The 19991-nt window shown below is 68.5% G+C and carries 24 protein-coding genes; 6 read left to right on the top strand and 18 right to left on the bottom strand.

Annotated elements, in window-relative coordinates:
* From AB0I34_RS39665 to AB0I34_RS39655, 3 genes are all read right to left on the bottom strand, one after another.
* Positions 1-431, bottom strand: a 431-nt coding sequence (locus tag AB0I34_RS39665; RefSeq protein WP_360456262.1) for a ribose-5-phosphate isomerase, incomplete at its 3' end; no start/stop codon positions are given.
* Between the two features lie 16 nt (positions 432-447).
* Positions 448-1257 (bottom strand): hypothetical protein, encoded by an 810-nt coding sequence (locus AB0I34_RS39660; RefSeq protein ID WP_360456259.1) that lies wholly within the window; start codon positions 1255-1257, stop codon positions 448-450.
* 75 nt (positions 1258-1332) lie between these two features.
* On the bottom strand, positions 1333-1947 hold the full coding sequence (locus tag AB0I34_RS39655) for a DsbA family protein (RefSeq protein ID WP_360456256.1): 615 nt from the start codon (positions 1945-1947) through the stop codon (positions 1333-1335).
* A gap of 108 nt (positions 1948-2055) precedes the next feature.
* Between AB0I34_RS39655 and pepN the strand changes: the two genes are divergently transcribed.
* The 3 genes from pepN to AB0I34_RS39640 all read left to right on the top strand — a co-directional run bounded on the left by pepN (position 2056) and on the right by AB0I34_RS39640 (position 6323).
* Positions 2056-4626, top strand: a complete 2571-nt coding sequence (gene pepN, locus AB0I34_RS39650) for an aminopeptidase N (RefSeq protein ID WP_360456253.1) — start codon at positions 2056-2058, stop codon at positions 4624-4626.
* Between the two features lie 85 nt (positions 4627-4711).
* The gene (locus tag AB0I34_RS39645; protein ID WP_360456250.1) at positions 4712-5242 is read left to right on the top strand and encodes a hypothetical protein; all 531 of its coding nucleotides are present in this window, start codon (positions 4712-4714) and stop codon (positions 5240-5242) included.
* Positions 5243-5618: 376 nt separating this feature from the next.
* The gene (locus AB0I34_RS39640; protein ID WP_360456247.1) at positions 5619-6323 is read left to right on the top strand and encodes a hypothetical protein; all 705 of its coding nucleotides are present in this window, start codon (positions 5619-5621) and stop codon (positions 6321-6323) included.
* On the opposite strand, the gene AB0I34_RS39635 is transcribed toward AB0I34_RS39640, so the two are convergent.
* From AB0I34_RS39635 to AB0I34_RS39605, 7 genes are all read right to left on the bottom strand, one after another.
* Complete coding sequence (locus tag AB0I34_RS39635) at positions 6293-6889, bottom strand: GNAT family protein (RefSeq protein WP_360456244.1); 597 nt, start codon at positions 6887-6889, stop codon at positions 6293-6295. The genes AB0I34_RS39640 and AB0I34_RS39635 overlap by 31 nt on opposite strands.
* Positions 6886-7284 (bottom strand): DUF5130 family protein, encoded by a 399-nt coding sequence (locus AB0I34_RS39630; protein WP_360456241.1) that lies wholly within the window; start codon positions 7282-7284, stop codon positions 6886-6888. Before AB0I34_RS39630 ends, AB0I34_RS39635 begins: the two co-directional genes overlap by 4 nt.
* Positions 7271-7552, bottom strand: coding sequence for a hypothetical protein (locus AB0I34_RS39625; RefSeq protein ID WP_360456239.1), 282 nt, complete (start codon positions 7550-7552; stop codon positions 7271-7273). The genes AB0I34_RS39630 and AB0I34_RS39625 overlap by 14 nt, the downstream gene beginning before the upstream one ends.
* A 314-nt stretch (positions 7553-7866) precedes the next feature.
* A complete protein-coding gene (locus tag AB0I34_RS39620) occupies positions 7867-8370 on the bottom strand; it encodes a hypothetical protein (RefSeq protein ID WP_360456236.1) in 504 nt (167 codons plus the stop codon).
* Positions 8371-8452: 82 nt separating this feature from the next.
* A complete protein-coding gene (locus AB0I34_RS39615; RefSeq protein WP_360456233.1) occupies positions 8453-9049 on the bottom strand; it encodes a lytic polysaccharide monooxygenase in 597 nt (198 codons plus the stop codon).
* A gap of 122 nt (positions 9050-9171) precedes the next feature.
* On the bottom strand, positions 9172-11289 hold the full coding sequence (malQ, locus tag AB0I34_RS39610) for a 4-alpha-glucanotransferase (RefSeq protein ID WP_360456230.1): 2118 nt from the start codon (positions 11287-11289) through the stop codon (positions 9172-9174).
* Positions 11290-11342: 53 nt separating this feature from the next.
* Positions 11343-12344, bottom strand: coding sequence for a hypothetical protein (locus tag AB0I34_RS39605; protein ID WP_360456227.1), 1002 nt, complete (start codon positions 12342-12344; stop codon positions 11343-11345).
* A gap of 45 nt (positions 12345-12389) precedes the next feature.
* On the opposite strand from AB0I34_RS39605, the gene AB0I34_RS39600 reads away from it, so the two are divergent.
* The gene (locus tag AB0I34_RS39600) at positions 12390-13187 is read left to right on the top strand and encodes a mechanosensitive ion channel domain-containing protein (RefSeq protein ID WP_360456224.1); all 798 of its coding nucleotides are present in this window, start codon (positions 12390-12392) and stop codon (positions 13185-13187) included.
* Here AB0I34_RS39600 and AB0I34_RS39595 read toward each other — a convergent pair.
* From AB0I34_RS39595 to AB0I34_RS39575, 5 genes are all read right to left on the bottom strand, one after another.
* Entirely contained in the window at positions 13135-13827 is a 693-nt protein-coding gene (locus AB0I34_RS39595) for a GNAT family N-acetyltransferase (RefSeq protein WP_360456221.1), read from the bottom strand. The genes AB0I34_RS39600 and AB0I34_RS39595 overlap by 53 nt on opposite strands.
* A 93-nt stretch (positions 13828-13920) precedes the next feature.
* Entirely contained in the window at positions 13921-14349 is a 429-nt protein-coding gene (locus AB0I34_RS39590; protein ID WP_360456218.1) for an OsmC family protein, read from the bottom strand.
* 28 nt (positions 14350-14377) lie between these two features.
* Entirely contained in the window at positions 14378-14797 is a 420-nt protein-coding gene (locus AB0I34_RS39585) for a globin (protein ID WP_131363954.1), read from the bottom strand.
* A 180-nt stretch (positions 14798-14977) separates the two neighbouring features.
* Positions 14978-15397 carry an acyl-CoA thioesterase gene (locus AB0I34_RS39580; RefSeq protein ID WP_360456215.1) on the bottom strand — a complete coding sequence of 140 codons (420 nt, stop codon included), beginning with the start codon at positions 15395-15397 and terminating at the stop codon, positions 14978-14980.
* Positions 15394-15819 carry a thioesterase family protein gene (locus AB0I34_RS39575; protein WP_360456212.1) on the bottom strand — a complete coding sequence of 142 codons (426 nt, stop codon included), beginning with the start codon at positions 15817-15819 and terminating at the stop codon, positions 15394-15396. The genes AB0I34_RS39580 and AB0I34_RS39575 overlap by 4 nt, the downstream gene beginning before the upstream one ends.
* Positions 15820-15909: 90 nt before the next feature.
* Between AB0I34_RS39575 and AB0I34_RS39570 the strand changes: the two genes are divergently transcribed.
* Complete coding sequence (locus AB0I34_RS39570; RefSeq protein WP_360456209.1) at positions 15910-16665, top strand: SDR family oxidoreductase; 756 nt, start codon at positions 15910-15912, stop codon at positions 16663-16665.
* Between the two features lie 11 nt (positions 16666-16676).
* Complete coding sequence (locus AB0I34_RS39565) at positions 16677-17132, top strand: MaoC family dehydratase (RefSeq protein ID WP_360456206.1); 456 nt, start codon at positions 16677-16679, stop codon at positions 17130-17132.
* A 12-nt stretch (positions 17133-17144) separates the two neighbouring features.
* Here the strand turns inward: AB0I34_RS39565 and AB0I34_RS39560 are convergent, their stop codons facing one another.
* The 3 genes from AB0I34_RS39560 to AB0I34_RS39550 all read right to left on the bottom strand — a co-directional run bounded on the left by AB0I34_RS39560 (position 17145) and on the right by AB0I34_RS39550 (position 19834).
* Entirely contained in the window at positions 17145-18029 is an 885-nt protein-coding gene (locus AB0I34_RS39560) for a GNAT family N-acetyltransferase (protein WP_360456204.1), read from the bottom strand.
* A 68-nt stretch (positions 18030-18097) separates the two neighbouring features.
* Entirely contained in the window at positions 18098-18925 is an 828-nt protein-coding gene (locus tag AB0I34_RS39555; protein WP_360456201.1) for a retropepsin-like aspartic protease, read from the bottom strand.
* Complete coding sequence (locus tag AB0I34_RS39550) at positions 18926-19834, bottom strand: GNAT family N-acetyltransferase (protein WP_360456198.1); 909 nt, start codon at positions 19832-19834, stop codon at positions 18926-18928.
* Between the last annotated feature and the right edge of the window lie 157 nt (positions 19835-19991).

The raw sequence follows: 19991 nt of genomic DNA, 5'->3' as shown, positions 1-19991 counted from the left end.
CCCGACAGCATGTCGATCCGGCGGGTGTGCCGCTCCTCGCCGGAGTAGTCGGTGGCCAGGAACGTCTCCACGAACCCGGTCGCCTCCTCCTCCGAATGCATCCGCGCCCCGACGCTGACCACGTTGGCGTTGTTGTGCTCCCGGCCGAGCCGCGCGGTGTCGGTGCTCCAGGCCAGCACTGCCCGGACCCCCTTCACCTTGTTCGCGGCGATCTGCTCACCGTTGCCCGAGCCTCCGATCACGATGCCGAGGCTGCCAGGCTCCTCGACCACCGCCACCCCGGTCCGCAGACAGTACGGCGGGTAGTCGTCGACGGCGTCGTACACGGCGGGGCCGTGGTCCACGACGTCATGCCCGGCAGCCGTGAGGTGCTGGACCAGGTGGTTCTTCAACTCGAAGCCGGCATGGTCAGAGCCGATGTGCACTCGCATGGCCAGAAGTCTCGCATCAGCGCGCAGGCCGCCGTACGCCGCCCGGCACGGTCAGCGCCGCGGTCAGCGCCGTCACGTCCGTGTAGGCCTTGTCGTACTGCGTTCCGCGCGGGTGCAGGGTGAACACCGCGACGATGGTGCGATCATCCGCCCCGACCGTCCCGGTGGTGTGCAGTGCCTCGCTGACCAGATCCAGCGGGACGTCGACCGGCTTGGCCTTGTCCGAGCCGTAGCCGCTCGAGCCGAGGAATCCCGACCAGCCCTGCTTGATGCTGAAGTGCGGGTCGAAGACGGACGCGATCCCGAAGTACTGGTCGAAGCCGTCGGTGCCCAGACGGGTCGGCTCATGCAGCAAGCCCATCACGTACTCGCGCACCGGTGCCGGAGCCTCGTCGAGGATGTGGCGATAGATCCGGACCGTGTCCGCGGCGGTGATCGCGACGTACCCCCAGAAGCCCGGGTGCGTCGCCGGCGGCGCGGCCGTGTGGGTCAGGCCGAGCCGCCGAACCATCCGCTCGACGATCTCCGCACCACCGAGGTGATCCCAGTAGTAGCTCGCCGCGTCGTCGTCGCTGCTGCGCAGCATGACCTCGAGCCGGGCCTGGTCCTCGGCCGGCACGTCGTACGCCGGTCCGCTGTCCCAGAGCAGGTCGAGCACGATCAGCAGCTTCACCACCGACGCCGACCGGAACCGATGGTCGGCGTTGTGTTGCTGGACGAACTGCCCGGTCCCGCGGTCGAAGACGGCGATCCCCGCCGTCAGTCCCAGGGGCACGGCAACGGTCTCGGGAAGTTCGTCACGCAACGTCATCTGGTACCTACTCACCGCTCGGAGAACTACTTGGTGAGTAACCTTCACCATCCGGGCGGGGCGAATTCAAGCCCTGAATCACAGACCGAATCAGTCGAAGATCGGGCCCCGGTCGCGGGTGCGCTTGATCTCGAAGAAGCCCTCGGTACCGGCCACCAGGCGGACGCCGTCCCAGAGCTTGCCGGCCGCCTCGCCCTTGGGCGCGGGCGTGACGACGGGGCCGAAGAACGCGGTGCCCTCGACCGAGATCACCGGCGTACCGACCTCCATGCCGACCTGGTCCATGCCGGCGTGGTGCGACTTCTTCAGCGCGTCGTCGTACTTGTCGGTGTCGGCGGCCTCGATCAGCGACGCGGGCAGGCCGACCTCGGCGAGTGCCTCCTGGACCACGTCACCCTTGCCGTCGCCGATCCCGCGGCCCTCGACGTGGATCCGCCGGCCGAGCGCGGTGTACAACGGCAGCAGCACCTCGTTGCCGTGGGCCTGCTCGGCCGCGATCAGCACGCGGACCGGACCCCAGGCGTTGGTCAGGAAGCTCTTGTACTTGTCCTCCAGATATTCGCGGCCATCGTTCAGGACGGCCAGGCTCATCACGTGCCAGGTCGTCTTCACGTCCCGGACCTGCTCGACCTCGAGCATCCAGCGAGACGTCATCCAGGCCCAGGGGCAGGCCGGGTCGAACCAGAAATCGGCGGGGGCAGTCATGTTCTCGATCATACAAAATCAAACAATCAGGCACCGGTTTGGTATCCATGCGCAATGTCGCGGGGAAACCGTCGGCGAACCCAGGAGCCAGGTGCATAGGATGCCGACATGCCTGGAACCAACCTGACGCGCGACGAGGCGCGTACCCGTGCGGGCGTGGTCAGCGACGTGAGCTACGCGATCGAGCTGGACCTGTCCAACGCCCCGAGTGGCGCCCCGACGTACCCGTCGGTGACCACCATCACGTTCGCCGCCGAGGCGGGCGCGAGCAGCTTCGCCGACCTGATCGCGGAGAAGGTCCGCGAGGTGACGCTGAACGGCCGCGCGCTCGACCCCGACACGGTGTACGACGGCGCGCGGATCCAGCTGGACGGGCTGGCAGACCGCAACGAGCTCCGCGTGGTCGCCGACTGCCTGTACTCGCGCACCGGTGAAGGGCTGCACCGCTCGGTCGACCCGGCCGACAAGGAGACCTACCTCTACACCCAGTTCGAGGTGCCGGACGCCCGCCGGGTGTTCGCCACCTTCGAGCAGCCGGACCTCAAGGCCCCTTTCACCTTCACCGTGTCAGCACCGGCGCGCTGGGTCGTCATCTCGAACGCTCCGGCCCCCGAGCCGACGCCGTACGCCGGGGAGAACGGCGAGGAGCTGGCCCGCTGGGAGTTCCCGCCGACCGAGCGGATCTCGACCTACATCACCGCTGTCGTGGCCGGGCCGTACCACGTCGTCACCGACGTCTACGAGGGTCCGCACGGGTCGTACCCGCTGTCGCTGCTGTGCCGTCCTTCCCTGCAGGAGGCGCTGGACATCGACGACCTGTTCGAGGTGACCAAGCAGGGCTTCGAGCTGTACGAGAACGCGTTCGGTACGCCGTACCCGTTCCACAAGTACGACCAGGCGTTCGTGCCGGAGTACAACATGGGCGCGATGGAGAACGCCGGCTGCGTGACGCTGCGGGACGAGTACCTGTTCCGCAGCCGCACCACCCACGCCGAGATGGAAGCGCGCGCCAACACGGTGCTGCACGAACTGGCGCACATGTGGTTCGGCGACCTGGTGACCATGACCTGGTGGGACGACCTGTGGCTGAACGAGTCGTTCGCCGAGTGGGCCAGCCACTGGGCGCAGGCGGTCGCGACGACCAAGTACGCCGGTGCCTGGACGACGTTCTGCAACGCGCGGAAGAACTGGGCGTACCGCCAGGACCAGCTGCCCTCGACACACCCGATCGCGGCCGACATGGTCGACTTCCACGCGGTCGAGGTGAACTTCGACGGCATCACCTACGCCAAGGGCGCGTCCACACTGCGGCAGCTCGTCGCGTTCGTCGGTGAGGACACCTTCATCACCGCGCTGAAGGAGTACTTCGCCGACCACGCCTTCGGCAACACCGAGCTGACCGACCTGCTCAAGCCGCTGGAGAAGGCATCCGGCCGCGACCTGGACGACTGGACCGAGCGCTGGCTGCGGACCGCCGGGGTGAACACGCTGCGGGCCGACTTCGCCGTCGACGCCGAGGGTGCGTTCACGTCGTTCGCGATCGAGCAGACCGCGACGGAGAAGTTCCCGGTACTGCGGCCGCACCGGCTGGCGGTGGGTCTGTACCGCCGGACCGACGACGGACTGGTCCGCACCGAGCGGTTCGAGGTGGACATCGACGGCCCGCGCACCGAGCTGCCCGAGCTGACCGGCGCCACCCAGCCGGATCTGGTGCTGCTGAACGACGACGACCTGACCTACGCAAAGATCCGCCTGGACGAGCGGTCCCGGGCCACGCTGGTCGAGTCGATCGACCAGCTGTCCGAGTCGCTGCCGCGGGCACTGGCGTGGGGCGCCGCCTGGGACATGACCCGCGACGCGGAGATGCCGGCCAGCCAATACGTCGGCATCGTACTGCGCGGGATCCGGGCCGAGACCGATCTGACCGGCGTACGGTCGCTGCTGTCGCAGGCGACCAGTGCCATCAACCTGTACGCCGCCCCGGCGAACCGGCCGGCCCTGCGGACGCAGTTCGAGGAGACGTTGGCGAGTCTGCTCGCGGACGCCGAGGCGGGCAGCGACCACCAGCTCGCGTTCGCCCGGGCGTACAGCTCGGCGGTGTTCTCCGACGCCGGCGCGGACCGGCTGACGGCGTGGCTGGACGACCGCGACCTGCCGCCCGGTCTGGTCGTCGACACCGACCTGCGCTGGACGCTGATCGTCGCACTGGCCCGGCTGGGCCGGATCGACGCAGCCGAGATCGACGACGAGCTGACCCGCGACACCACCATCACCGGTGGTGAGCGTGCGGCTCAGGCGCGAGCAGCACGGCCGACCGCCGAGGCCAAGGAAGAGGCGTGGCGGATCGCGGTCGAGTCCGGGGACACCCCGAACGAGACGCAGTTCAGGACCATCCTCGGCTTCCAGCAGCCGGGCCAGGAGGACCTGCTCCGGCCGTACGTCGAGAAGTACCTGAGCGCGGCCAAGGACGTCTACACCCGCCTCGGCTCGTCGATGGGCGAGAACGTGCTGGTCTACCTGTCGCCGCGGCACCTCCCGGAGCAGTCCACCCTGGACGCGCTCACCGGGTGGCTGTCGGCGGAGTCGTCGTCGGTCGACGCACCGACGCTCCGCTACGTCACCGAGGCCCAGGCCGACCTGACCCGCGCGATCGCGGCCCAGGCGCGCGACGCCGGCTGACCCGTCCTCCCGCACAGCGCCGGCCCCACTCCGATGTGGGGCCGGCGCTGTCGTCGTCGGCCTGGTGACCTGTAGAACTGGTGGGGTGCCCGCTTCTGACCCCGCCCTGGCCGGTGCGGCAGCCGTTGCGCTGACCGGACTCGCAGAGGCGTACCGCCTTCGACCTGTCACGCCGCTGATGCCCTGGCGGTACCCGCACCGGCTCGTGAAGCCGTACGTCATCACCGCACGCGGACGGCAGTGGGACGACCACATGGTGGAGGTCGCCCGCGCCACCGCCACCCGGCAACTCGAGTTCGACGACGCGATGGGCGCGCTCGGTCTGGCCGTGGTCGTGCTGCACCTCGGCGACGACGCGATCTACCTCGTCGTACAGAGCTGGTCGAAGGACTTCCAGTCCCGGCTCAGCATCTTCAGCGGCATGGAGGCCGACGATCTGCGGCCGGCCCCGATCGGCGCGGGTCCCTGTGTGTGGGAACAAGAGGTCCTCAGCCACGAGCGTGCGTCGTACGTGACTCACATCCTCGGCACAGGTGTCGACATCGACGCCTGGCTGGACGACGCCCTCGACACCCGGCCGCAACCCAAATTCGACGGCATCCCCTCCGGGACCTAGTGCCCTGCGTCGGAGATCCCTTGAGCGATTGCGGTGTCCAGGTGCGTGCATCGCAAGGCGGAGAAGCGTCCTCGATGCGGAGCATCGTGGATGCTTCTCCAACGCCGCGAGGTGCGTGCCTGGGCGCCGCAAGCGCCAAGGTATCTCCGACGCAGGGCACTAGTTTCCTGAGTCACGACTCCGACGCAGCGCGTGAGGATCAAACGATTGCTCGTCGGCGCATCGTGAGGACACGTGCGCGGACGGCGATTCCCTTGTGGAGAAGGAGATTCTCGCCACCTGAAGAAGACTCACTTACTCGCTGGTTCGGTTTAAGCTGCGGGTGATTCAGCCGATTGCAGGGAAACTGTGGGGAGGGGCCCTTGCCGTGACACCCGTGGATCACCGCAGGCCGCCCGCCCGGGCAGCACGGAGACATCACAGCCCTTCACGGCACCGCGAGTCCCCCGCGGAGCAGCCGCGGAAGGCCCAGCGGTCGCACAGCGCCATCGGCGCGTCGATCGTCGCCGCGGCCGCGATGCTCGCTGTGTTCGCGTTCATCCTGACGCGGGGATCGGCCGGGCCGACGACCGACGACGGTCTGCGGACGGGCGCCGTACCGAACGGCGCCGCGGCTCCAGCCGAGGGTGGTGCGACAGCGAGTCCGGATCCGGAGCCGTCGGCCGGCACGGCCAAGGCGGACCGCAAGCCGCCACCCAGCACGCCGGCACCGAAGGCGCTCGCCAGTACGCCGGCGGTCAACACCGGCCCGACCTCGCCGGCCTTCAAACGCGGCCAGTGGATCGCGGTCCTCGACAAGTACCCGACCGACGTCGGCCTGGAGGCCGACACGGTCGCGAAGGGTACGGCGGCCAAGCTCATCGCGGCCGGCGTTCCGGCCAAGGCCATGCTGGTCAACGGTCAGTATCCGGGGCTCGCGGACAGCTCCATGGAGCCGATCACGGACAGCTGGGTCGTCTACCTCGGCCCGGGCTCATCGTCGGAGCAGGTCCTCGACCTGTGCTCCGCGCCGAAGACCCAGAAGGCGTACAGCAACCCGGCCTGCCCCACCTACGAGCCGGCAGCCGCTCCGGGCAGCTGAGGCGGCGGATCGGTCGCGAGCCGCGCATGCAGGTGCGAGTCGTGACGCTCGCCGTTCGCCTCGACGAAGTAGTCCCGCATGGTCCCTTCCAGGTGGAAGCCCGCCCGCGTCGCAACCCGGCACGAGCCCTCGTTGATCAGCGAGTGGTCCAGCGAGAGGCGGTGCAGCCCGAGACCGTCCGTCGCGAACGCCCACCGGGCCGCCGCGTCGAGTGCACGGGCACCGAGCCTGCGGCCGCGCGCCGACGGGCTGACCCAGTAGGCGACGACCGCCTGGTCGGGCACCCGGTTCACGTCGCGGACTGACACGGTGCCAACCACCTGGTCCGTCGCAGCATCCGCGATGGCGAACACCGCGCTGCCACGCGCCCAGCCGTCGATGCGCGGCTCCAGCCACCGCCGGGCGCGATGTTCCGCCGGAGTGCGGATCACCGCGGTACCTCCGGTCCAGCGCAGGATGTCCGGGTCGCGCAGCGCATCGGCCACCGCGGTTTCGTCCGACCGGACGAACGGACGCAGTACGACGTCGTCCAGCTCGATCCGGCGTGGCTGGAGCGCCGGGCTCACTGCTTGTGCGGCTCGTTCGCGTGCAGCAGCGGCGCCTGGTGCGCGTGGGTGCCCAGCTGCTGGACGCCGGTGACCAGACCGCCGGTCAGGTCACCAGTGGCGAACGAGGTCTGCATCGCCAGCGCGGCCAGACCGGCCGCCGTGTCCGACAGCTGCCGCTTGGCGAGCGCTCCGGTGACGATCTCCAGGCGACGCCCGGCGGGGTCGACGTAAACCAGGACTGTGTGGTCCGGGTCCTCCAGCTCGTTCAGCAACTCCAGCGCGAACGGGCGGGTCTCGGAGTCCGCTCCACCGACGTACACGGAGAAGTGCAGGCCGGAGACCTCCTCGGCGTGCCGGACCGCGCGCTCGATGTCGTAGAGCTGGTCGGGAGTGAATGCGTCACCAGCTGGCACTTGCGCCTCCGGTCGTGCGGGCGACGCCGGTGCCGGCGGTCGCGGGGGTCCCCGGCGCACCGGGCAGCTCGGGCAGATGGGCCGGGTCCGGCTTGGTCGCGACCGGACCGTTGATCCAGACCGGCGGAGCCCACCAGGACAGGCCTGGGCGGTAGCGCGGCCCCTTCGCGATCGACGGCGCGAAGACCAGCAGCGCCACCACCGCGATGACCAGCACGGGGATACCGACGAACACCAGCACGGTGTGGCCGGAGAGCAGAGTGATCACGCTCCAGAGCCTAGTCCCCCACCCCTCCACGGTTGCCCCGGGGCTCACCCCGAGACAACCGCGAAGAAGAGACGAAGGTGTAAGCAACCACCGCGGTTGCTTCCCTCCAGCGCAGCGCGAAGCGCTGCTGGTTCTGCTACTCAGCAACCACCGCAGCTACTTCCTCCAACGCAGCGCGTAGCGCTGCTGGCCTTCTACTCAGCAACCACCGCAGTTACTTCCTCCAACGCAGCGCGTAGCGCTGCTGGCCTTCTACTCAGCAACCACCGCAGTTACTTCCTCCAACGCAGCGCGGAGCGCTGCTGGTTCCTCTCTCAGCAACCACCACAGTTGTAGTACGTGATGTCCCAGTGGTTGCCTTCGTTGGCGTAGATGTTGCCGGCGCCCGAGCGCCACTGCTGGGCGCCGTCACCACGGTCGGCGATCCGGGTGAAAGTGCCGCGGATGTAGTTGCTGACACACGTGTACACCGAGATGTCGACCTTGTAGCCGTTGCGGTGGCTGTAGGTGCCGCTGGCGTGACCAACCTCGGTCCCACCCGTGATGTTCACGGCGCACCCACTCGCCTGCTTCAGAGTGCGTACGCCGTACACGGTGGAGTCATTGATGTTCGTGAACGACGTACAGGTCGGATTGTTCCAGTCCGAGCAGCCACCGCTCGACGACCAGGTGATGCCGGCGGCGCGGAAGATCGCGGTCGCCTGCGAGTGCGTGAGCTTGGTGAGCGCGGACGCCTGCTCGACCGCGACGACCCCGGGCAGCAGCCCGGCGATGACGGCGACGACGGGGATGAGGACACGACGGAGCACTGACTTCATGGGGGACACTCCTCGAAATACGGGGCGGATATTTCAAGGAGTGCACTTCCCACGAAAGTAATTCACGAAACGTCCGGTTGAATCAGAAATTAACGTCCGAACACTGGTAGAAGGCGTTCGCCGTGTCGTTGATGGTCCAGACCGCCAGGATCATGTGCCGTCCGGACCGGTTCGGCAGGGTGCCTGGATGGCTGACGTCGTTGGCCGGCCGGCCGCCGTTCATCGGCACCGTCAGGAACGGATTCAGATCGAGCGCGGCGCGGGTGAGTGGGGCGTTCTGATCCCACCCCTGCTTGGTGATGTAGTACTTGAAGTCGGTGGTGGAGTGCGGTGCGGTCAGGTGCCAGTTGAACGTGTAGTTCGCACCCGAGGTGAGCTGAGTGGCCGGCCACGCTCCCCCGCGCTGGTCATCCAGCTCGTGGAACTGGGCCAGGCCGGCGGAGCAGAGCAGACCGTCCGCTGGGCCGGACGCCGGGAACCCCTTGGGCCCTTCGGTGCTCTGCGGCTCCCACTGGATCGCGCCGCAGTTCTGAACGGTGCCGTTCGCGCAAAGCTTCGCGCGACTGATCGGGGTGGTCGTGTACCCGTGCCCGTAGGCCAGCGGGACAGTGGTGCTGACCGTGAGCGCCAGTGCACCGACGGCGATTCCGGCCAGACTGAGCTTGCGTGCTCGCAGCATGCCAGGACTCCTTCAACTGTTGGGGCGGTGAGACAGCGAAGGAAGGCGCCTTCTTGGTGACACATAGAAAACAACCGTTCAAATCTATTGTCAACGGTTCGTAAGCACCCGTGCACAGAAAGCTAGATGTTGAGAGCACCGATCAGTCGGCGGAGGCGCTGGTTGTTGGGCAGGTCCTCAATCAGCACGGGCTGGCCGTCCGGACCGCCGAGCGGCACGCGCCAGTTCGGGTACTCGTCCGTGGTGCCCGGTTGGTTCTGAGTACGACGTTCGCCGACAGCGTCGGTCAATGCCACGCCGACCAGCTTCGCCGGCGTATGAGCGACGTACTGGTGCAGCGCCTCGACGATGCGCTCCACGTCGCCGTCACTGTTGCTGAGTAGGTGCCGCTCGCGGAGAGCGTTCAGCCAGGCGTCGCGATCTGCCTCGTCCACTGCGAGCTCCTCCTCGACCGGTCTGGTGAGCAGACCGAGCCGGTTGCGCAGTTCGACGTGGTCGCCGGCGAGGTAGCCAGCCGTCGGGGGCAGGTCGTGAGTGGTGACCGTGGCCAGGCAGAGCTCTCGCCAGCGCTCCGGTGCCAGTGGGTTGCCGTCCCGGTCCCCCTCGAACCACAGCACCGACGTACCGAGGATGCCGCGCTCGGTCAGGTAGTCACGCACCCACGGCTCGACCGTGCCGAGGTCCTCGCCCACCACAGTCACGCCGGCGCGCGTCGCCTCGAGGACGAGGATGCCGACCAGCGCCTCGTGGTCGTAGCGGACGTACGTGCCCTCGGTCGGGCGCTCCGGCGATGTCACCCACCAGAGCCGGAACATGCCGAGGATGTGGTCGATCCGGAGCCCGCCACCGTGCCGCATCACCGCCCGGACCAGATCCCGCCAGGCGGCGTACCCGGTCTCGGCCAGTGCGTTCGGCCGCCACGGCGGCTGCGACCAGTCCTGACCCTGCTGGTTGAACGCGTCCGGCGGTGCACCGACGTGGATGCCGGGCGCCAGCACATTCTGCAGTGCCCAAGCGTCCGCACCATCCGGATGTACGCCGACAGCCAGGTCATGGACGACGCCCAGCGACATGCCCGCGGCCTTGGCCCGCGCCTGGGTGCGAGCAAGCTGTTCGTCCATCTGCCACTGCAGCCAGCAGTGGAACTCCACCGCGTCCGGATTCTCGTTGCGGAAGGCAACAACAGCCGGTGCGGTCGGCTCCTGCAGTTCCTCGGGCCACTTGCTCCACTCCGGCCCGTGCACGTCGGCGATCGCGGCCCACGTGGCGAAGTCGATCAGCCCTTGGCTCTCGCGGTCGCAGTAGGCGCCGTACTCCGCGATCCGGCCGATCGACGGGCGGACGCCGAACAGCAACTGCAGCGCCTCCCGCTTCGCCGCCCAGACCGTGTCCCTGTCCAGCGCGGTCGGGTCCTCGCTCAACGCCCGCGTCTGCAGGCTGAGTGCCCGGACCCGATCCCGCTCCGCCGGCGCCAAGTCGCCGTACTCGTCGATGTCCTCGATCCGGAGGTAGATCGGGTTGGCGAACCGCCGCGACGCCGGCAGGTACGGGGACGGCTCCATCCGGCCCGTCGTCTCCGCGGCGTGCAGTGGGTTCACCAGCACGAAGCCGGCGCCCAGGTCGTTCGCGGACCAGGCGGCCAGGTCGCCGAGGTCATGCAGGTCACCGATCCCCCACGACCGGCGCGAGCGAACCGAGTACAGCTGCAGAACCCAGCCCCAGGTACGTCGCAGCTTCTCCGGCTCCAGCTTGCGCGGTGTGACGATCAGCGTGCTGACCGAGATCTCCGGACTGGTCCCGACTCGCGCACAGAGCCGGTGGTACCCGAGCGGCAGGTCGCCCGGCAACTGGAACGTCGCCTCACCGATCTGCACACCGTCGATCCACTCCGGCTCGACCCAGTGGTCCTGCTGCGGGATGTCACGCCGCTGCCCACCGTCCTCGAGGTCCACCCACACCTCGGCGCTGGACCCATGCGGCAGGTGAACCGCGAACCAGGGCGTCCACCCCTCCCGCATCACCACAGTGGCGGGCAACGTACGGCGCCAGCGCGTCTGCTGGTGCTCCGCGAGTGCGTCGGCCGCCTTGTCCGGCGTGGAAGCGTCCACACCGAGTGCCGCGAGCACGGCGGCGACCACCTCGCTCGAGACGATCACATGCTCGCCCTGCCAGTTCCAGTACTCCGTCGCCACCCCATGGGCAACCGCTAGCTCGACAAGGGCCGGAGTAGGAGCAGTCACCTCAGCGAGTCTGCCGCATCAACCGCCGTACTGCGTAACGCCGCGCGCCGCGTTCACTGGTTCGCGTTGGAGCGGCGACGGCTCAGCAGCAGTACGGCGAACAGCAGCGCGGCACTGGCGACGACCAGACCGATGGCCACACCCGCGACGTTGTCGGTCAACTGATAGAGCGCGGTCGGCCAGATGACCAGCAGGATCGCGCAGCCCACCACGGCGTACGCCGACGCGTGCCGGCGACCGTACGCGACCAGCAGAGCGGCCGGACCGGCCGTGCCGACGGCCAGAGCCATGATTTCGCCGCGCTCCTGGACCAGCCAGCAGATCGACGAACTGAACATCGCTGCCCCGGCCAGCGACCACGCGGTCACCTGGTCCCGCACCAGTCCCAGCAGCGCCATCACGAACGCCACCAGGATGAACCCGGTCCCGGCGATCCCAGCCGTATTGGTCGCCGTGCCGTTGTCGGGAGTGAGCACGTCCGCGGTGAGCACCAGGACCCCGACGGCCAGGATCCCGAACGTTGCTACAAGCAACGAAGAGCCGGCCAGCCACCACACCCCGATCGCGACCAGCGCCAGCGCCACCGCGACGCCGACGACCCGCCCCGTCTCCCCCTCGATGGCGACGTACGTCGCGAAACCGGCCACGCAGCAGCCGAGGGCGGCCAGCGCCGAGCTCAGCTGGTCCTGACGGCGCAGCAGCGCGAGGATCGCGGCGGCGCCGAGCAGGACGATCGCCGCGCTGGTCCCCGTGGTGACCCGGGCGGCGTGGCCCATCTCACCCCAGTTCGCGATCGTCAGCAGCGCGACCGCTCCCAGCAGCAGTGCACCGCCGATGTAGCCGAGCACCTCGATGAGCGCGCCCGCATGCGACACAGCCGGCGGGGGCTTCGGCTTCGGTGGGTGGGCGGGAGCTTCCGGCCGGCCCCGCCCAGGATCGGCCAGCGCCGCGTCGATCTCGGCGTCCGCAGCGTCTCGCAGAGCATCGGCCTGGTACTGGCGCAGCACACCAGCGCTCACGAGCCGGGACAGCTCGTCATCCAGCCGGCTGGGCATGCGATCGCGTCTCCCTTGTCAGCCTTACTAAGATCGGGCGGCGAGATGCCTATTCTGACCAGCTACCTTGTGTCCTCGATCAGTCACCCCCTGTTTTCGCTGTCTAAGTCCTTCCCGACGTTCTTCCGGATGGGCAACGACGGCAAGCTGGAGGTGACCGACCAGATCTTCATGGTCCCGGCCCGGATCGCCGGGCTGATCATCGGCTTCTTCGTGCTGCGCTGGGTGCTGCACAAGCTGATCCGCCGGTTCGCCCGGCGGACCGGCAACGGCGCCGTCGCCGGGGTGCTGTCGAGGTCGAAGATCGGCCAGGGCTTCGTCGAGAACAACCTGGCCGGCGAACGCCGGACCCAGCGGGCCGAGACGATCGCCTCCCTGCTGTGCAGCACGGTGACGATCGTGCTGACGTCCATCCTGGTGGTGATGGTGCTGGCCGAGCTCGGCTTCAACATCCTCCCGGTGATCGCGTCGGCCAGCATCATCGGTGTCGCGCTCGGCTTCGGCGCCCAGACGCTGGTGAAGGACTTCCTGGCCGGCGTGTTCATGATCTTCGAGGACCAGTACGGCGTCGGCGACCTGATCGACATGGAGAAGGCCACCGGCGTGGTCGTCGCGGTCGGGTTGCGCATCACCACGCTCCGCGGCGAGGACGGCACCACCTGGTACGTCCGCAACGGCGAGGTCCTCCGCGTCGGCAACCTGACCACTCGGGACCCGGCCAGCACCGGGTCGTCCGGGGTCGGCAGCGCGACCGAGAAGGAGGAGGCCGAGGCCGAGGCCGAGATCGAGGCTAAGGGCGACGAAAGTGCGGCGACCAGAAAGCAGGACGGAAGCCGAGCTTGAGGTAGAGCCGTTCCGCGTCCGATCCCTCCACCACCTGCAGCGTGAGCCGCCCACCGGCCGCGTCCCGACGCGCCTGCGCGAGCAGGGTCGAGGCCAGCCCGCGTCCCCGGTACGCCGGTTTGGTGGCGACCGCGTAGATCCCGGTCACCGGTCCAGACCGCAGGACCAGCGTCACCGCGGCCGGGTCGCCGTCGACGCGTAGTAGGTAGAGGGACTGCTCCGGAGCGGAGTAGTTCTTCACAGCCTTCTCGCGGAGCATCGCCCGCCACCACTCGATATCCGGATCGTCGTCGTCGAGGAAGGCGGCACCCTGCACCTCGGCGAACGCCACCGCGTCCTCGTCCGTCGCGATCGGCGTGATCGGGTCACCGTCGACTGCGTCCGGCGGCGCCTCCATGTGCACCAGCACCTCGGTCGCCTCGAACCCGGCTGCCACCAGCCGCTTTTCCCATCCGTCCCCGCTCCACGGCACCAACCGCACCGTGGCGGTCCCCGCCGGGAGCTCCGCATCCGCCGTCAGCGGGATCCACGCCGAGAAGTACGCGTCCTCACCGACCACCTCGATTCCGGTGGCAGTACGTCGTGCCTCGCCTCGATGGGCAGCCAGGAACGCCAGGTGGTTGTCGAGCAACTCATGCACCCGCGCAGTATGCCCAGCACCCCACGGGACTGTCTCGCAGAAACACGACACCGACCAGGCGCAACGGCTCCTGGTCGGTGTCGGCTGGAGATGTCAGGCGCTGAAGGTGACGTCCAGGGTGATCGGGACGGCAGACAGGGCCTGGGAGACCGGGCAGTTCTTCTTCGCGCCCTCGGCGAACTCGGCGAACTCGTCGGCGGTGATGCCGGCGACTTTGCCGTTCACGGACAGCTTGATGCCGGTGATGCCCTCACCCGGCTGGAAGTCCACGTCGGCCTGGGTGTCGATCGACTCCGGCGCGTGGCCGGCACCGGCCAGCGCGTGCGACAGCGCCATCGAGAAGCAGGTCGAGTGCGCGGCCGCGATCAGCTCCTCCGGGCTGGTCCTGCCGTTCGCCTCGTTCGCCCGGGAGGCCCAGGTCACGTCGTAGGTGCCGATCCCGGACGACTCCAGGGCGACCTTGCCGGCGCCCTCCATCAGCGAACCTTCCCAGTGGGCCTTGGCCGTACGAGTGGTAGCCATGCTCGTGTTTCTCCTTCGAAGAGAGGGGTCAGCGGCCGGACACGTCGATCGCGCCGGGGTACTGCGGTTCGTCGGTGTTCACCATGCTCTGCGCGGCCATCACCATGTACGTCCAGATCTGGTTGTCCTGCTCCGGTGTCAGGGCGATCTCGTCCAGTGCCGCGCGCATGTGGCCGAGCCAGAGGTCCCGGGCTCTCGGGGTGACGGCGAACGGGGCGTGCCGCATCCGCAGCCGCGGGTGCCCGCGCTGCTCGGAGTACGTGCGTGGACCGCCCCAGTACTGCTCCAGGAACATCCGGAAGCGCACCTCGGCGGGACCGAGGTCCTCCTCCGGGTACAGCGCGCGGAGTTCGGGGTCGGCGGCGACACCGCGGTAGAACGCGGCCACCAGACGGTGGAAGGTCTCCGCCCCACCGACAGCGTCATAAAAGCTCTGCTGGTCACTCATGTCGGTCCTAGGGTATGTCTCCCGACCCCACGCCGTAGCGAGCAGGTGCTCGGCGGAGTGCCTCGGTGCGCTGGAGGGAAGGGCTCGATGCGGATCCATCGTGCCCTTCACTCCAGTGCAGCGAGGTGCCCGCCGAGTGCCGCGCAGTAGGCGTGGGGTCGGGAGACATACCCTCGTGTCTCAAGCCGTCTCAATGTGTCTCAGCAGGGCTGCCCGTTCGGACTCTGACAGGGGGCGTTTGGCGTGGGTCTCGGGGTCTGTGGCGACGAGCACGGACACCGCCTTGGCGTACACGTCCTCGCTCTCACCGCTGCGGTCGAGGATCCACGAGCCGAGCGTGTACGACGTCGTACCAACCGCGTCGACCCACACGTCGACGTCGTACGGCGGGTGCCGCAGCAGGATCGGGCGAAGGTAGTCCACGGTCTGGCTGACCAGGACGACCGAGTGCACGGCGAACACGTCGCCGGTGACGCCGAGGACCTCACCGAGGAACGCGATCCGGGCCTCCTGCAGGTAGTCGAAGTACCGGACGTTGTTGACGTGGTCGTAGGAGTCGATGTCCGACCAGCGGACCAGAACGGGATGGGTGTACTTCATGCGCCCACCAGCTTTGACAGGGCCTCGCGCTCGATCGGGCTGATCCGGCGCAGGCGGTTGGCGGCGAAGTCGAACGGCACCAGGCGGGTCCGCGCCTCGACGTACGTCCGGCGCTCGGGCTCGGCGTCGAGGATCTCGTAGTCCACGGTGAACGACGCGGCCTTGATCTCGCTGATCCACAGCTCGATCCGCACCGGCTCGGGCCGGTACTGCAGCGGAGCGCGGTACACGACCTCGTGGCGGGCCACCAGCAGGCCGGTCTCCAGGTCGTCCGCGCCGAGCTCCTTGGCGGTCCGGAACAGGAAGTCGACGCGGGCGTCCTGCAGGTAGTCGACGTACCGTCCGTTGTTCACATGCCCGAGGGCGTCCATGTCACCCCATCGCAGCGGGCAGTAGTAGACATGGCGGTTGTGATGATCCACACGGCGATCATCGCATCCGGAGTACTCCCGGCGTGACGGAGCGTGGGTAATGTCATCCCCGGCAGCAGCACGAGCGAAGGAGCAGCGCGGATGACTGATCAGCGGGTAGCGATCGTGACCGGGTCGGCCCGGGGAATCGGCGCGGCCGTCGCACTGCGGCTGGCGAAGGACGGGAACGCGGTGGCCGTCCTCGACCTCGACGAGGGCGCCTGTGAGGGCACCGTCAAGGCGATCACCGAGGCGGGCGGCAAGGCGATCGCGATCGGCTGCGACGTCAGCAAGTCGGATCAGGTGGCCGCCGCCGTCGAGCGCGTGGTCGCCGAGCTGGGCGCACCGACGGTGCTGGTGAACAACGCCGGCGTGCTGCGCGACAACCTGCTGTTCAAGATGTCCGAGGACGACTGGGACACCGTGATGTCGGTCCACCTGCGCGGCAGCTTCCTGATGTCCCGCGCCTGCCAGGCGCACATGGTCGAGGCCGGCTACGGCCGGATGGTGTTCCTCTCCTCCACGTCGGCGCTGGGCAACCGCGGCCAGGCGAACTACGCGTCCGCGAAGGCCGGTCTGCAGGGTCTGGCGAAGACGCTGGCGATCGAGCTGGGCAAGTTCGGCGTCACCGCGAACGCGATCGCGCCAGGGTTCATCGAGACCGACATGACCGCGGCGACCGCGGCCCGGGTCGGGGTGGACTTCGAGGAGTTCAAGAAGGCGACCGCGGCCACCATCCCGGTGAACCGGACCGGCAAGCCCGACGACATCGCCGCGGCGGCGTCGTTCTTCTGCAGCGAGGAGGCCGGGTTCGTCTCCGGCCAGGTCCTGTACGTTGCCGGCGGACCGCGAAACTGAGGGAGTTGCAGATGGCGCAGTCGTTCACCGGTGTCGACGAGGTCGTGCACGCGGTCGGCACCCCATTGGGCGAGAGCCAGTGGCTGGAGATCACCCAGGAGCAGGTGAACACGTTCGCCGACGCCACCGGGGACCACCAGTGGATCCACGTCGACGTCGAGCGCGCCAAGCAGGGCCCGTACGGCGGGACGATCGCGCATGGTTACCTCACGCTGAGCCTGATCGCGCGGTTCGGTGACGAACTGTTCTCGGTGAGCGGCGTGACCGCGAAGCTCAACTACGGCGTCAACAAGGTCCGCTTCCCGGCCCCGGTCCCGGTCGGCACCCGCGTCCGCGCCAGCGCCTCGATCTCCAACGCCGTCGAGACCCCGGCCGGCGTCCAGGTCTCCCTCAACTGGGTCATCGAACTGGAGAACTCCACCAAACCCGCCTGCGTCGCGGAGACCGTCGTACTGCTCGTCCCCTGACCGGGCGGAGGCTTAGAGCGGGCAGATCAGTACGGCGTGGGTGGCGACGCGGTCGTAGCCGAGCCACTCGTTGACGGCGATCATCGGGGCGTTGCCGTCGTAGTTCGCGGTATAGGCGCCGCGGACGCCGGCCTGGGCGGCGCGGCGGAGGGCGGCGCACTTGACCAGCTTGGCCAGGCCACGGCCGCGGTGCTCCGGCATCGTCGCAGTCATCTGGGACCAGATCTTGGTGTGATCGCCGTTGCCCAGGGTGAACGCGATGATCTCGCCGTCGTAGAGGGCCGCCGTACTCAGGTCGAGCACCATCGACGGCGAGTTCCAGATGCCCGCGAGCCAGTCGTCGTACGGCCGGGTGGTGATCTTGGCATCGCCCGGTTTGGTGCGCTGGGCAACTTCGTCGGCCTCGTACAGCTTGCGCGGATCGACCTGGTCCAGAGCGACCAACTCCACCCCGGTCGGGGCGCCCGGGACGTCGGGTGCCTTGGGTGGATAGATGCCCGCGTAGTGCACCTGCCGGGTCTGCCGGTAGCCCCACCGGGCCGCCCATTCCACGGTTGACGGGTCGGCGAACACCCGCGCACTGGTCGCACCGGCCGCCCGCAGGTCCCGGTGGGTTGCCTCCAGCAACTTCGCACCGATCCCGCGGCCGCGGTAGTCAGGCCGGACCAGAATCCGAAACTGCCCGTCCAGCGGATCCGACCCCGCGATCAGCGCGGTCGACGCCCAGCCCACCACCTCGCCCGCGTCCACGGCGGCGAAGGTTCCCAGTCCCAGCGCGGGCGGAGCCTGCAGTCTGCGGGTCAACGCGGTTCGCGTGACCACCAAGTACGGTGCGAGGGCATCGTGCAACGCGATCGCCCCTTCGACATCCCCCGTTTCGGCAGCCCTGATCTCCATGCGAACTCCTTCAGCGAAGTTCTCCGGAACATAACCCGCAATCAGGTGCAGACCGGATACAGACCCGATTACAGCTCTGTCTCAGCCGTTTCGCTACGGGGACCGAGCACCAATCGCGCGCCAGTCACGTCGAACGTCATCCTGTACCGCTCCAGGTACCCTGCCCCGACCAGACCGTCGTGAACGATGTCCTGAAACTGAACCCTGGGTGACGCTTGGGCGGTTTCGGGCGCGGCCGCCAGGTGCACACTGCCCGGAATCGTGACCCAGTGGCGCGTCCACTCGTAGCCGGTCTCGTCCGTCCCGGTCCGCGTCGTCAGTCCCGGGCTCTCGAGATCCACGCCGCAGTCGGCCATGAACCGCTTGTCGAGGATCAGGCTGCCCGACCCGGTGTCCACCTCGACACAGATCTCGCGCCCACTCGGCAACACCAGTTGGGTGAACGGATCCACCGACACCGATTCCCGCCGTACGTCGAGCGGAACCTCGGGACCGTCAGCCTGGAAGCTCTCGCGCGGCAGCACCGTCAGAGTCATCGCGTCCGGATCCGTGGTGACCGTGTGGTTCTCGAAGAACCCGGGTCCGATGATCCCGGCGAAACCGTTCGGATCGTCCGCATCCCCGAGGTCGGCGACACCCGCGACCTGCCCGTCGACGGCGTAGTCACCGACCCCGAGCACCGGCAGCCGAACAAGCGGCGCCTCGACCTCCTGACCCGACATCCGCCGCCCGGTGTACGTCTCGCCCGTAGGCAGGACTTCGGCACGACTCGCGATGGCCGAGGCAACGACCGTGATTCCGATGCCGGTGTCAACGAGGAAGCGGTACTCCGAGTCGCCCAGCCGCACCTGCACCCGGACCAGGTGCTGCACCCGGTCGAACCCGACGGTTGTCATCTACTCGGAGAGCGTGCGCAGGAGGCCGTACTCCGTCTGGACGCGTTGGTAGCCGAGCCAGTTGTTGATGGCCAGCATCGGACCGTTCTCGTCGTAGTTCGAGGTGTAGGCGGCGGTGATGCCGGCGTCGGCGGCGCGACGGAGCGCGACCGACTTGACCAGCTTGGCCAGACCGCGACCCCGGTACGCCGGGATGGTCCCGGTCATGCCCGACCAGGCGCGGTCGCCGGCGGTCTCGATCACGGTGAACGCCGCCATCTCGTCACCCGCCATCGCGGCAACGCTGAGCGACTTGTCCAGCCCCGGACCGTTCCAGATCTCGTCGAGCCACTCGTCGTAGCCGACGGCGTCGATCGGCGAGTCACCCGGCTCGTCCAGCGACGCTACCGTGTCGGCGGTGTAGGCCTGGTGCGGATCCACCTGGTCGAACGTCATGAGTTCGATGCCGTCCGGGGTCGGCGGCTGCGCCGGCAGCTTCCGCGGGTCGACACCTGCGTAGTGCATCTGCCGCGTCCCGTCGTACCCGAGGTTGCGGGCGAACTCGAGGCCGTCGGGATGGACGAACGACCGCACGCGCACAGCGCCGACCTCACTCAGGTGCTGGTGCAGCCGTTCGGCCAGCGCACTACCGATGCCCTGCTTGCGATGGTCGGGGTGCACATAGATCGACACGTGGCTCTGGCCCGGACTGCTGGTCCAGACGTTCAGACCGGCTGATCCCCAGGCGACCAACTCACCGCCGGACTCGGCGACCAGCGCCAGGAACCGCTCGCCCGGCGCCTTCGAGGTGATCATGTGCCGGGTCGTGGCCGGCGACATGATCTTGTACGAGTAGACCGCCCGTCGCACCTCGGCCACCGCCTCGGCGTCGTCGCCAACGGCCGCCCGGATCAGCATCGGTGTGGTCATGCCCGGACCATAACCAGCTACCTTCCGCCTCGCCACGGAATAACGGGTGAACAGCAACGTGATCGCAACAGGTGCGCGCTCCGGACGATTCGGTGGTGGAACGCCGGGGCATTAGAGTTGCCCGGTGCTGTCGGACTGATCGCCCCGACCGCCGGAA

Source organism: Kribbella sp. NPDC050281 (assembly GCF_040655855.1).
Classification (GTDB): Bacteria; Actinomycetota; Actinomycetes; order Propionibacteriales; family Kribbellaceae; genus Kribbella.
The sequence above is the reverse complement of the archived record's forward strand: the minus strand, read 5'-3'. Positions and strand labels throughout refer to the sequence as shown.

Bases quoted from the DNA above. Each gene is read 5' to 3' on its own strand.
- AB0I34_RS39655 (WP_360456256.1), bottom strand. From the start codon at position 1,947: ATGACTGCCCCCGCCGATTTCTGGTTCGACCCGGCCTGCCCCTGGGCC.
- pepN (WP_360456253.1), top strand. From the start codon at position 2,056: ATGCCTGGAACCAACCTGACGCGCGACGAGGCGCGTACCCGTGCGGGC.
- AB0I34_RS39620 (WP_360456236.1), bottom strand. From the start codon at position 8,370: ATGAAGTCAGTGCTCCGTCGTGTCCTCATCCCCGTCGTCGCCGTCATC.
- AB0I34_RS39615 (WP_360456233.1), bottom strand. From the start codon at position 9,049: ATGCTGCGAGCACGCAAGCTCAGTCTGGCCGGAATCGCCGTCGGTGCA.
- AB0I34_RS39605 (WP_360456227.1), bottom strand. From the start codon at position 12,344: ATGCCCAGCCGGCTGGATGACGAGCTGTCCCGGCTCGTGAGCGCTGGT.
- AB0I34_RS39600 (WP_360456224.1), top strand. From the start codon at position 12,390: ATGCCTATTCTGACCAGCTACCTTGTGTCCTCGATCAGTCACCCCCTG.
- AB0I34_RS39590 (WP_360456218.1), bottom strand. From the start codon at position 14,349: ATGGCTACCACTCGTACGGCCAAGGCCCACTGGGAAGGTTCGCTGATG.
- AB0I34_RS39585 (WP_131363954.1), bottom strand. From the start codon at position 14,797: ATGAGTGACCAGCAGAGCTTTTATGACGCTGTCGGTGGGGCGGAGACC.
- AB0I34_RS39580 (WP_360456215.1), bottom strand. From the start codon at position 15,397: ATGAAGTACACCCATCCCGTTCTGGTCCGCTGGTCGGACATCGACTCC.
- AB0I34_RS39570 (WP_360456209.1), top strand. From the start codon at position 15,910: ATGACTGATCAGCGGGTAGCGATCGTGACCGGGTCGGCCCGGGGAATC.
- AB0I34_RS39565 (WP_360456206.1), top strand. From the start codon at position 16,677: ATGGCGCAGTCGTTCACCGGTGTCGACGAGGTCGTGCACGCGGTCGGC.
- AB0I34_RS39560 (WP_360456204.1), bottom strand. From the start codon at position 18,029: ATGGAGATCAGGGCTGCCGAAACGGGGGATGTCGAAGGGGCGATCGCG.
- AB0I34_RS39555 (WP_360456201.1), bottom strand. From the start codon at position 18,925: ATGACAACCGTCGGGTTCGACCGGGTGCAGCACCTGGTCCGGGTGCAG.
- AB0I34_RS39550 (WP_360456198.1), bottom strand. From the start codon at position 19,834: ATGACCACACCGATGCTGATCCGGGCGGCCGTTGGCGACGACGCCGAG.